The 12,236-nt window shown below is 71.0% G+C and carries 6 protein-coding genes; all 6 read right to left on the reverse strand.

The features are described 5' to 3' along the window. Nucleotides 1-131 precede the first annotated feature (131 nt). Nucleotides 132-2,270: a copper resistance CopC/CopD family protein gene (locus tag VFL99_RS09645; protein WP_325106134.1), complete on the reverse strand. Its 2,139-nt coding sequence runs from the start codon at nt 2,268-2,270 to the stop codon at nt 132-134. Nucleotide 2,271: 1 nt separating this feature from the next. Next, the gene (locus VFL99_RS09650) at nt 2,272-2,772 is read right to left on the reverse strand and encodes a hypothetical protein (RefSeq protein ID WP_325106135.1); all 501 of its coding nucleotides are present in this window, start codon (nt 2,770-2,772) and stop codon (nt 2,272-2,274) included. A gap of 65 nt (nt 2,773-2,837) precedes the next feature. Continuing rightward, on the reverse strand, nt 2,838-5,993 hold the full coding sequence (locus VFL99_RS09655) for a multicopper oxidase family protein (protein WP_325106136.1): 3,156 nt from the start codon (nt 5,991-5,993) through the stop codon (nt 2,838-2,840). 11 nt (nt 5,994-6,004) lie between these two features. Beyond that, nucleotides 6,005-7,318 (reverse strand): multicopper oxidase domain-containing protein, encoded by a 1,314-nt coding sequence (locus VFL99_RS09660; protein ID WP_325106137.1) that lies wholly within the window; start codon nt 7,316-7,318, stop codon nt 6,005-6,007. Nucleotides 7,319-7,331: 13 nt separating this feature from the next. Further along, nucleotides 7,332-8,615, reverse strand: coding sequence for a multicopper oxidase domain-containing protein (locus VFL99_RS09665; protein WP_325106138.1), 1,284 nt, complete (start codon nt 8,613-8,615; stop codon nt 7,332-7,334). Nucleotides 8,616-8,726: 111 nt separating this feature from the next. Beyond that, nucleotides 8,727-12,236, reverse strand: a 3,510-nt coding sequence (locus VFL99_RS09670; protein WP_325106139.1) for an IPT/TIG domain-containing protein, incomplete at its 5' end; no start/stop codon positions are given.

The raw sequence follows: 12,236 nt of genomic DNA on the forward strand, positions 1-12,236 counted from the left end.
CCACAAGTACGTGATCCAGGTGCTGTGGCGCAAGCGCCGTCTTGCGTGGTCGAGCTTCATACGCAGGGGAGAAGCCGTGGGGGATCGCAAGATGGACTGGCAGTACCGGGCCGGCGGGGCGGGGTGCCTGCTCAGCGATCGCCCGGCGGGGCGGTACTGCCAGTTGAGATTGCGGTTCGGTGAGCCGAGTCACCCGGGCCGCAGGGGACTGGTGCACCGGCCGGGACGGGTTCGGGTGACGCGGCCAGCCCTGCCGGTGACGCGGCCAGCCCTGCCGGTGACGGGGCGTGCCCCTCCGCGGCCGCTGACGGCAGCCGTCGCAGACCCTGAGCCGGCCGCAGCCGGCGCGTTCGACGCCGCCACGCCAGCGCCCCGACCAGCGTGAGCACGACGAGCAGACCGAGCGAGCCGAGCTGTAGCGGCCCCGAGATCGGCGCGCGCGAGAGGACCGGTGCGGGTGGGGAGCCGAGCGGGCCGACGACCCAGTGGAAGGTCGTGACCGTGGACGCCATGCCCTGACGGTGCACCGTCACCCGGACCGGGGTCGTGCCGGACGCGCGAAGCCGCACGCCGGCCGCCCACTTCTGGTCGGCCAGGCGGTGCGCCGGCACCGACGATATGCCGTGGCCCCCGGACCCTGGCACGGACACCGTCACGCCGGTCACCGGTCCGGGTGAGGGGCGCCGGGCGTCGAACACGTCGAGCGTCACGACGCTGTCTCCCGGGTGGTTCGGTGAGACCGTCAGCGTCTCCTGCAGGTCGTCGACCGTGCGGTCGAGAATGCGGCTGGGTGGCGGGCCGGCGCGGTCCACGAGCGCCGGGGCGATGGCCGGCTGGCCGCTGGCGAGCACCGCCGCGAGCAGCACCATGACCCCGAGACCGGCTGCCTCGAGCGCTACCCGGCGCCGCGGCGAGCGGCCTGCCCCATCGGCGCGACCGGCGGTGTCCGGGACACCGGGGACACTTGCGTCGCTCGCGCGACCGGCGCGACCGGCCCGACGGTGCAGGCGCCGAGTCGTGGTCACGGCGACCACACCCACCGCCACGCTGAGCAGGACCTTCGCGATGAGCACCCGTCCGTAGACGGTCCCGACGGCAGCGTCGACGGAGACGATGGTGTCCCCGGCGAGGTAGAGCCCCGTGACCGCGACGGTCGCGACGAGGAAGGCGGCGGGTGCGAAGAACTCTCGCAGGAGCGTCCGCACCTCACCACCGTCCAGGCCGATGCGCCGGCGCCGCAACGCGATGCCCGCCAACAGGGTCACCGCTCCGAACCATGCGGCGCCGGCCCAGACGTGGAGGGCGGAGGCGGCCGTCCAGGTCAGCCCACCCCGCAGCCCGGTGTGGCCGAGCAGGACGGTCGCGATCGCGGCGACGAGCCCAGCCGTGGCCGCCCATGCCGGCCGAGCGCCCCGCACGAGCGCCAGGACGAGCAGCACCAAGGCTGCTTCGCGGACACCCGAGCGCACGGCATACGAGCTGGAGATGGCCGAGCCACCGACCTTGGTGAGCTCGACGGCGAACCCGACCGCGGCCGCGACGACGGCGCCGAGAGCAGCCGCCACGCCGACCCGCGTCACGCCGGACAGGGGGCGTCGATCACGACCCGGGAAGGCGCGGCGGAACAGCTGTGACACGAGGCTTGTCCCGAGCGCGAGCCCGAGGCCGATGAGGACGCCGGTGCGCCAGGTTGCGTCGACCAGGTCCGGCGGTGTCTCGGTGACCCCGCGGGCGCTGTCGGCCACGACGGCGGTGTTGATGCCGAACGCGAACCCGCCGGCCGTGCGGTGCAAGTCGTCGCTGGAGAGGGTCTCCCACGTGACGTGGTAGGCGCCCTCGGGGAGCTTCGGGAGGTCGGCGACGACGGCCAGCGGCTCCTCGGTGTCCACGACGCCGGCTGCTTCCGCCGCGGCCTCCTCCGGACTGGACGGGGTCGCCTCCTCGGCCTCGGCACGCACCTTCGTGACCGGGTATGCCCGGCCCGAGCCGTCGGTGAGGACGATGCGGGTGGACTCCGGGACGACGTGCTCACTGAACTCGAGCCGCAACTCGGTGGGCGCCACCGTGAGCGACTCGCCGTCGGCCGGCGAGCTGGCGGTGAGGTAGGCGTGTGCGGAGGCCGGCCCGACGCTCGGACCCGCGAGGACCGCGAACGCCAGGGCGAGGGCGAGTCCGAGGACACGCAGGCCTTTCCGCGCTGACGAGACGCGCAACGCCCTCGGCAGCTGGGACCGGACGAGGTGCCGGGTCCGCCCGCTCGTGGCGGCCACGTCAGAGCACCGGGACGTGGCGGAGGGAGACCCCGCCGTAGCGGATGGTCGCTGCTTCACCGGAGCGGATGGCCCCGGCGGTGTTCTGGTAGACGAAGTAGTAGGTGCTGCCGGCGCGCATCGCGTGCCCGGTCCGCATGAGCGACACGCGTTTCGTGCCGCCCGTGCGGGCCTCGCTGGACAGGGCCGGCGGGTGGTTCCGGTCGGCCTGGAGGCGCTGCGCCTTCTCGGCGTCGATGACGACGTAGCTGAGGACGAGGAGGCCCCCGTCGCCGACCACGGCGAGCCGGGTGAACCGGACCCCGTAGGTCGACTCCATCGCACTGGACTGCGGCACGGCGGCCGCGTGCGGCGTGCCGCTGCCGAGGCTGCGGGCGACCAGGCCGCCGCCCCCGAACAGGGCGAGGATCAACAGGATCGAGACGATGAGCTTGCGGCCCGCGAAGGACCGCGGATGGAGGCCTGACTGCGGCAGGCTCGGGGGTTCTGCGGTGGTGGTCATCGGACTGCCCTCCGGATGAAGTGGCCGGGGTCACGGGCAGGTGACCCCGGCACGGGTGGGAACGCTCAGGGGAGCGTGTATCGGGTGGAGGTGAAGGAGTCGAACCAGGCCGTGCCCGCCATGGTCGATCCGTTGGTGTTGGTCATGCCGGCCGTGATCCCGAGGCGCACGCTCTGGATGCGCAGGCTGGTGGTGTTGTTCGCGCCGGTCAGGGTCGACTGTGCGGTCCCGTCGAGGCTGAGCACCGCCTGGCCCGCAGCGCTGCCCGTCGCCGGGCCCTGCTTCCAGTCGAGTCGCAGGACGTGCGAGCCGGCGCCCAGCGAGACCCACGAGCCGGTGGCGTTGCCGCCCTGGGACCGGGCCATGAAGAGCCGGACCTCGGGCGTGGAGCCCTTCGTGTGGTACTGGACGGCGAACGCCTGCCCGTTGGCGGTGCGGCCCTCGAAGATCGTGAGCACCGTGTTGGTGTTCGTCCCCGAGGTCAGCGTGTGCGGGTCGAAGGCGAACTGCGCGTGGTAGCTCGTCTCGTCGACCGGCCCGTTGTCCGTCACGTAGGCCGCCGCGTTCTGCCGGCCACCGGCCAGCGTGGCCGCGAGGCCGTAGTTGCCGGCGGACGGCGGGATCCCGGCCTCCAACGTCGCACTGACCGAGCCGGCGCGAGCCGACCAGGCCGACAGGGTGCCGGTGTCGAAGGTGTCGGCGAAGATCCGGTTGCCCTTGTCGACCTGGACCGTCGTGTTCACTGCGTTGCTCCAGTTGCCCGCGGCGTCGAGGACCCGCATGTTGAAGCGCTGCTGGCCCAGCGGCAGGCCCTGGAGCGGAACCGTGGCGGAGACCTTCGTCCCGTCGTCGGCGATGGTGACCCGCGTCGCCTTGCCGGCGCCCGGGTCGGTGGTGCCGACCCAGAACTCGGCGGTCTGGAAGCGTGGCCCGACGAACGGCGTGTTCTCCGTGACCGCAGCGGTCAGGGTGACCGTGTCGGCACCGGCCGTGGGGTTCGGGCTCGCCGAGAGCGTCCCGAGCACGGGTGCGGTCTTGTCGTAGACGAGCCGAGCCGTCGCCGAGTCGGCCGACAGGCTGCCCCAGTTGCCGGCAGCATCCTTGCCGCGCACCACGATCCGGTGCTCGCCCTGGCTGAGCGGACGGATCTGGCTGAGCGGGATGAGCCCGTAGACGTTCTCCGACTGCGAGTCCATCGCCCCGTCGACCGGCAGCAGCTGGAACCCGGAGCCACCGGCCAGGGTCGTCGACGACGGGTCGAGGAAGGCCTCGGCGTCGACCAGTGTGCTCTGCGGGCCGCCCTGGCCGTCCACGTCCTCGATGAGCGCGGAGACGACGAGGTAGCCCCGGTTGCTCGGGTCGTTGATCTGCCCGTTGGTCGGGTTCGGCCCGACCGAAGCGGCCCGCACCGTGGGAGCGGTGAGGTCCACCGGCAGCGGGACGTCGAGCGTCGGACCCCACAGGCCGAGGCTGTCCTTGCTGCGGACCAGGATGTGCGCCGTGCCCTCGCCCAGGCCCGCCACGGTCGCCGCCGGGATGCTGGCGCTCTCCGTCACGATGGTGGCCTGACGGTTGAGCGTCAGGGGTGTGCCGGTGCCGGGCGCCCCAGCCGTGCCGATGAAGTACTCCGCGGCCGTGATGTTGCCGCCCGCGGCGCTGTCGTCACCGGTGGCCGTGATCTTCACGGCGGTCTTGCCGTTGGCCGTGCTCGGGCTCACCTTGCCGTTGACGGTCTGCGGGCCGGTCTTGGGCAGGTTGAGGACGGCGGACCCGATGACGCCCCAGTTGCCGGCGGCGTCGCGACCGCGCACATAGGCGATGTGCTTGCCGGCCTCCAGGCAGTTGAGGTCCACCGGTGCCGGGATCTGGGCGCAGTCGAGGGCCGAGGCCGACGCCGGGATGGAGCCGGTCACCGAAACCGTTGGTGAGCCGAAGGATCCCGTCATCTGGGTCCCGAAGCCCACACCGGTCGTGACGGCGTCGTCGACGACGAACTCCGCCTGGTCGACGGCACTGCCACCCGACTTCGCGTCACTGACCGTGGCGGACACCGTGACGGCACTGCGCGCGTCGGAGGGGTTGGGGGACAGGCTGATCCGGCTCGAGACGGGCCCGACCGCGTCGGTGCTGGGTGGCGGGGCGTTCGTGTCGAGGAAGGTGAGCATCCCGCCGAACGCGACGGCCAGCGGGTCGTTGGTGCTCTGGCCGTCGTTGTCCAGCTGCGCCGACGCGTCGAAGACCGCGACCTTCGACTCCGAGCCGGTCGGCATGGCGGCGATCGCGTCGATCGTCGCGCCCGGCTCGACGGCCGCGATGACCGCGCGCTGCGGGTGCGTCAGGCCGTGCCCGTCGTGGCTCAGCAGCAGCTGGCTGCCCCCGAGCAGCGACATCGAGTGCAGCCGCATGCCAGCGTTGACGTAGCGCAGCCGCACCTTGTGGCCCTGGTCGGTCGGGATGGCATCGGTCGAGGGATACGGCTTGCCGTTGATGAGGCGGTAGGCCGGGCTGAAGCTGCGCATGTCGAAGTGGGCCGGGTCGGCGTTGAACCTGGGGTCGATCTCGGTGAGGACGAGGACCGCCTCGTCGTCGTAACCCGCCTGTGCCGCATCGTCATCGAGGACGACGAGCGCCCCGGAGAGTCCCATGGCGACCTGCCGCGCACCGTTGGCCGTGTGCCCGGCCTCGTAGAGGAACGTGCCGGGCCGCGACGCCGTGAAGGTGTATGCCGCCGAGTCGCCGGGCGCGACACCGCCGCCTTCCGCCGTGGTCGGCAGGCCGGACGAGAAGCTCCCCGCGTCCTGCCCCGGGAAGGCGAGGGAGGTCGGCTCTGCCAGCCCGTTGTGCAGGGTGACGGTCACGACGTCGCCCTGGCGCACGACCAGCAGCGGTCCGGGCGCCGTGGCCGACCCGGTGTCGCCGGTGGCGGAGAAGCCCCAGATCGGAATCGCCTTGCCGAGCACCTGCTGGGTGCCGGTCATCGCCCACAGGTCGCACGAGACGTGCCCGGCGTTGGTCTGGGTGCAGCCGCGTGGTGTCAGCTTGCCGGCCGGAGCGGCAGCCGCCTGGAAGGCCGAACCTGCGTGGGCGGCATACGCGCTCGTGGTCGGGATGACTGCCGCGACGGCCGTGCCCACCCCAAGGGGGACGAGGGCCACGGCGGCCCCCGCCACGGTCCTGCGCAGCCGCGTCCAGGACGCCGGTGACGTCGGTTGAGGGTTCATCGTTACCGTCCTCAGCTCGTCGGGCAGCCGGAGGGCGGGTCGATGCGGAAGACCGTCATCATGCCGCCGAAGGTTGCGCCGTAGTTGGTGGCCTGTTGGAGCGCGTGGCTGTGGGCCACGTGGTAGTACTCACCGCACTCGTTGTTGACGGTGATGTTCGCCGGGAACGTGCCCTGCTTGCCGAGGTACGGGCTCTCGCTGAACCACGTGTCGGTGCCGGTGAGCAGCTGGTCGGTGAGGACCGGCAGCTCGGTCGGGACCGGGTTGGTCACCGGGTTCCAGTGCTCGACGTCGCGCCAGTCCATGAGCGCGTCGACGGTCTGGCCGGGCTGCACGTCGATGTCGTACTTGAGGTAGGCGAGGTCCTCCCCGCTGGCGCCGGACAGGGCGCGCCCGTCGACGTTGACGACTCGCTCGTCGCTGCCGTGCGGGTGGAAGGGGTAGTTCACCCGGCCCGCGTTGAGGTAACGGATCACGGCGGGCAGCGGGTTGTTGTCGGCGTCCCACGGTTGGATGTGCACGAGGGCGCCGTACGGCTGGTTCGGCAGCCACGAGGCGTTGTTGGGCGCCAGCGTGTCCGGCATGCTGCGGCCGTTGATCATGAAGTAGCGGGCGTTGTAGTCGGACCACTTGACCGGCTCGCCACGCTCGACGGCCAGGTGCACCGTCGGGTCCACCTCCGACAGCAGGAACACGTATTCGTGCTGCGGGTTGAAGGCGGAGTCGGTGCGGTCGTTGACCTGTGCCGCGTCGCTGGCCGGCCGGACGACGAGGGCGCCGTAGAGCCCCATCTGCCGCTGCTTCGTCACGTCGGTGCCGCTGGAGTAGAGGTAGGTCCCCGGGGTGCCGGCCGTGAACGTGTAGGTCACCGAACCGCCGTCGGCGTCGGCCGACTGGACGAGGGAGGTGAGGGCCTCGCCGTCATACTGCGGCTGGGCAGCGGCACCGTCCGCCTTCACCCCCTCTTGTCCCGGGAAGACGATCGACGTCGCCTCGGGCAGGTCGTTGTGCAGGATCACCGTGACCGGCTTGCCGGCGGTGACGCAGAGCGTCGGGCCGGGAAGCTGGAATCCCTTGGTGCTGGTGCCGTAGCCCCACATGAAGACGGTGTTGCCGTCGGGGGTCGACACGTAGCCGGTGCTCGCGGTGAGGTTGAAGGTCTGCTGGGTGTTGTGCTCGCAGAGCAGGCCCTCGGAGGTGGCGGCTCGCGCACCGCTCGGGCTCGAGACCGCCGCCCCGGCAAGGGCGGCCACCGCCCCCACGAGGGCGGCCGTGGCCCTGGTCAGCAGCCGCCTGCGGGGAGTGCGGGGAGTTGTCGTAGGCATCGTGATCCTCCGCTCACGCGTTGGGGCGGGTCTGGGCGGGATAGGTGCCGGGGGCGCCGACGCGAAGGACGGTCATCATGCCGCCCCAGCCCGGCCCACCCCCGTTGCCGAGGTAGGCGTAGTCCCGGTCGTAGAGGAGGTACTCACCGGGCCGGTCGGGCCTGACGAGCACGTCCCGGCTCTCGCCCGGGGCCACGTCGACGGTGTTCGTCGTCTCGTAGTTCGTCACGCCGTCGCGCCCCTTGAGCAGACTCGCGTCCTTGGCGATCACCTGCAGGTCGATGTTGTCCAGGGTCAGGGCGTGGTTCTGGTAGCCGAGGTTCGACAGGCGCAGCAGGACCGTCTCGCCGACGTTGCAGGTGACGAGCGACGAGATCGGTTGGTACTGAAGGCGGCCCGCAGCCGTCGAGAGGGGGTCGCCGTTCGGGGCGATCGTGTCCGGGTAGCCCCGGCCGTTGAGCAGCCAGAAGCTGGGGTCGTAGTCGGTCCAGTCGCTGACCTGGATGTGGGCGTCGCGGTAGTGGGCGGCGGACCACAGCTCGGTCAGCATGAACGCGAACTCGCGGTCGTAGCGGGTGCTGCCGTCACCGTCGTTGTAGGCGTACTTCGTGCCGAGCGGGTCGTTGCCGACCGGTGCGGTGTTCTGCCGCGGCCGCACGAAGACCATGCCCGTCATGCCCATCTGCACGTGCTCGACGTCCTCGAAGTGGCAGTGGTACATGTACGTGCCCGCGTCGTGGGGACGGTAGAAGTAGCCGAGGTCGCGGCCGATCGGGACCGAGAGCGACAGTTCGGGCACGCCGTCGAACAGCGGGATGGCGTTGACGAACCCGTGCCAGTGCAGGGTGTGTCCGTCGAACAGGTCCGGCCGCTGGACCAGGCCCAGGTTGCTCAGCGTGATGGTGACGTCGTCGCCCTCGTCGAAGACGAGCATCGGAGCGGAGATCTGCGCCTTGCCGCGCTGCGCCGCGACCTGGGTCGCCGACATCCCCGTCACGTCGCGGAAGCCGAAGACGTAGGTGTCGAACGGACCGGGCGCCAGGGAGTCGGGGTAGAAGGGCAGGTCAGCGGGCGCGCCCTGGGGCATGCTCACCCACCCGTCGGTGCCGACGAGGTGCACCTGCTTCGAGACTCCGGTGGAGTAGGCGGCCGGCGCGGCCGACACCGCCTGGGCTCGCGGGGCCGCGTGCGCCTGGCCGCGGAAGAGCCGGGAACCGAGCACGGCGCTGCCCATGACGCCCGCCCCGGCGAGGATGACGCTCCGGCGGGTGGCGCCGGGGCTGGTCTGGTCGGTCATGGTGGTCCCTCTCTGTGCTGCGGGATGCTGTGCTGCGAGTTCTGCGCTGCGAGTTCTGCGTTGCGAGTTCTGTGCTGCGGGGTGGTGCCCGGGTGGCGGGCGCACCGGGAGTCAGCGGTGCGCCCGCCGGTCTGGGGGTTCAGGGCAGCTGGTCGGAACCGGCGTCGAAGCGGCCCCGGGTCGGCCGAATCTGCCCATCGATGTCCGTGCTCGGCGCGGACACCGTCTGCAGCCATCCCTGTGGTCCGGTGCCCCAGGCCACCGAGGTGCTGGCGACGCCCCGGCCGTAGCGGCCGAGGTCGTGCCGGCGAGGTGGTAGTCACCGAGCAGGGTGGGCGGCAGCAGCTCGGTCACGATGGCCGCCTGGCGGAAGGCCGGGTAGGTCCGGGAGGCGAGGACCGAGACGCTGACGTCGTAGGGGTCCTTCAGGCCCGGGTCGTCCGTGACCGTGGTGGTCTCGCCTCCGTCGGTGCCCTGGGTGGTCTGGATGACCGAGCCGACCGGGTGGAGCAGACCGGGGTCACCGACCACGCCCATGTCCCAGTTGTCGACGCCACCCGCGGAGCCGTCCGGCAGGGTGCCACCGATGCCGTAGACCCAGCCGCCGTTGAAGCTGCCGGCGCGGTTGTCCCAGAAGACGTTGTCGAGCAGGACGGGCTTGCTGAACGTCGTGCTCGCCAGGTTCGACGAGCCCGGGAAGAGCGTGGCGTTACGCAGCCTCGCCTGGAGCGGCTCGCTGTTCGCCATGGTGGCCAGACCGGTGGGAGCCGGCTGCCCGTCACTCGTGATCGCCGTCGCGGTCGTGAGGTTCTTCACGATCGTGTTGCCGACGATCTCGACGAAGGCCGCGTCGTCGAGGGCGATGCCGCCACCCTCGTGGGCCGAGACGTTGTTGCTCACCGTGTTGTTGGTGATCGAGATCGTCTCGGGGTTGGCCTTGCTGATGTGCGAACCGCTGACCTGGAGGAGGCGGATGCCACCACCGTCATCGCTGGAGAGGTTCGCCGAGATGACGTTGCCGCCGATCCTGGCCGGACCGGTGCCCTCGCTGAGCCGCGTCGGGTCGCTCGGCAGCTCACCGGCCAGCATGACCGCCCCACCCTCGTCGTAGGACGAGTTGAACCAGATCGTGTTGTTGGTGATCGAGCCGCCCTTCGGGCCGGTGGTCGCCGACTGGTAGCCGTAGACCGTCATCGCCCCGCCGTACTCCGCGGAGAAGTTGCCGCAGATGGCGTTGTGGTCGACGGTGTAGCCCGCGCTCCCGGCGAAGATCCCGATGCCGCCGGCAAGGTTCGTGCCGCCGTTGTCCCGGATCTGGTTGTCGGCGATGACCGCGTTCCAGTTGTGGTTGTTGGTGGCGTAGGGCGTCCCGAGCCGCACACCGCCGCCGTAGGAGCCGCTGTTGCCGACGATGACGTTGTCGGTGACGTGCAGCCCGTTGACGTTGGCGTGGGCGTAGACACCGCCGCCCTGCGAGACCAAGGCGCCGGTCGCGCCATACGGCGTGTGGACGGCACCACCGAGGGTGTTGATGTTCGCCGGGAAGTCGGCCTGCGAGCCACCCATGATCTGGAACCCGTCGATCGTGGTCGGGTAGCTGCTCGGCACGGTGTTCCGGCGGGCGGGGTCGTCGAGCACCGTGACCACCGCGCCGTCCGGGACCTGGGGGTCACCCGAGTAGCTCAGTCGGCTGAGCAGGTTGATCCAGTTGGCCCCGCTGGGCAGGTCGGGGTTGAACCCGGACCCGTCGAGGATGGAGCCGGGAACCCACGTGGGGTCACCGTCGCCGACGGCCGGCTGGAAGCCGCCCGGGCCGACGCCCTGGATCGCGACCTGGTGGTGGACGATCAGGTTCTCGTTGTACTCACCCCGTGGCGTGTCGGTCGTCGACGCGTTCGGGTAGACCACCACGAGCCAGTACGGCTTGGCGCTCGTCGGCGTCGCCGCCTCCAGGGCCGCCTGGACCGTGCGGTAGGCCTTGCCGGGACCGACCTCGAGGACCTGCGGGTTGGTCGCGGCCGAGCCGACCTGCCCCTGAGTGCTGAGGCCCCAGACCGTCAGGCCGTTGAAGCTCGACTTGCCACCGGAGTTGGTGATCCGGATCTTGAGCGGCCCGCGGGTGTTCCCCGTGTCGCCGGGGAAGGTGAAGCTGATCGACGTGTCGGACCAGCTCGTCACGGTGACCGGGCTGCCGCCGAGGGTGATCGTGCCGCTGCCGCGCGTGGCGCCGAAGCCGAAGCCCTTGACCGTGACGGTCCGGTCCGTGTCCTTGGCCCGGACGTACGGCCGGTCGACCGACAGCAGCTGCGGGTAGGTGTCGCCGAGGTCGCACATCGTCGGGTTCGCCACGGTGGAGTCGGGCGAGAGGACGACGCTGCCGGCCTGGGTCGGTGCCGTGTCGGTCACGGTGTAGAGGCCCGGCCATCCCTGGAAGTTGGTCCCGATGGTGCGGAACCGCGGGTTGTAGTCGGGGTTGGGTGCCCCCGGCCCGCCCGGGTCGTTGCCGACGAAGCGGTACATGTTCGGGCAGGGACCAGCCGGGACCGGGCAGTTGTACGTGCCGGTCGACGGCTCGAGCGCCTCGTAGAACCCGTTGAAGTCGGTGTGCACCGTGTCGACGAGCCGACCGGACCAGTCGTAGAGACCGACGGGCACGAACGGCAGGCCCTGCGCCTCACCGAAGTTGGCGCTGCGCTTGTCGAGGCTGAGGCCCAGGTCGTTGATGGTCAGACCCCAGAAGTGGGTCGGGATCGGCACGGTGGTGAACAGGTTGAAATTCGGCGCGACCGACTGTCCGGCGCGGACTGTGACGAGCTTGGCGTCGCAGAGGGGACGCTCGGCCCCCTCGAACGGGCTGCCGCCGCCGTCGAGGAACGCCTGGTTGGTCACCTTGACGGTGTGCAGCGCGCCCACACAGCCGGACACGATGCCGCCGGACTGCGACGGGGGCTGACTCGGCTGCGTCGGAGTCGGGTCGGGCGGGCCGGCCGGGTTGTCCGCTGCAGCAGGGGTGGTCGGCGGGAAGTTCTCCTGCGGTAGGTAGGTGTCGCCGTCGAAGACGTTGACGTCCTCCTCACGGGTCACCTGGTACATCGGCTTGCCATCGACCGAGTCCTTCGGGATGTCGAGGCTGACGATGTAGGGCATCGGCCGCAGGTCCTGCTCCTGCCCGTCCGGCAGCGGCGCGTAGAGGTCGAACCCGTCCGGGTTGTGCACGGTGTCCGTCTTCGGCCAGAGGTTGATCGTCGAGGTGCCGAAGCCGTAGTTGCCGTTCACGGTCTGGCCGGCGTTGCCCGCCGTGCTGTCGGAGGCTCCGACGGCGACGCCCATCATCGGGGCCTCGACGCAGAGCCGGTTGGCGTCCGTCCCGAACTCGGGCAGTGCCTGCTGGTCCAGCAGCGGTTCGCCGTTGTACATCCGGGCGGTGCAGCCGCGCGGTGCGGCCCACTCCTCGGAGGTGTAGACCTCGTTGACCTCCGGACCCTTGACGAAGGCGCCGCGGTCCGCGGCCGGGTTCTCGATCATCGCCGGCGAGTTCGGGTCGCTGGGGTCGTACTTCGGGTTCTCGATCGACAGGGGCACGATCTGCCAGCCCTGCCGGCACTCGTTGGCCTTCGCCTC

Source organism: Segeticoccus sp. (assembly GCF_035708005.1).

What these genes read in the sequence shown, in the direction of transcription:
- VFL99_RS09650 (WP_325106135.1), bottom strand. Translation starts at nt 2,772, where the DNA reads ATGACCACCACCGCAGAACCCCCGAGCCTGCCGCAGTCAGGCCTCCAT.
- VFL99_RS09660 (WP_325106137.1), bottom strand. Translation starts at nt 7,318, where the DNA reads ATGCCTACGACAACTCCCCGCACTCCCCGCAGGCGGCTGCTGACCAGG.
- VFL99_RS09665 (WP_325106138.1), bottom strand. Translation starts at nt 8,615, where the DNA reads ATGACCGACCAGACCAGCCCCGGCGCCACCCGCCGGAGCGTCATCCTC.
- VFL99_RS09655 (WP_325106136.1), bottom strand. Translation starts at nt 5,993, where the DNA reads ATGAACCCTCAACCGACGTCACCGGCGTCCTGGACGCGGCTGCGCAGG.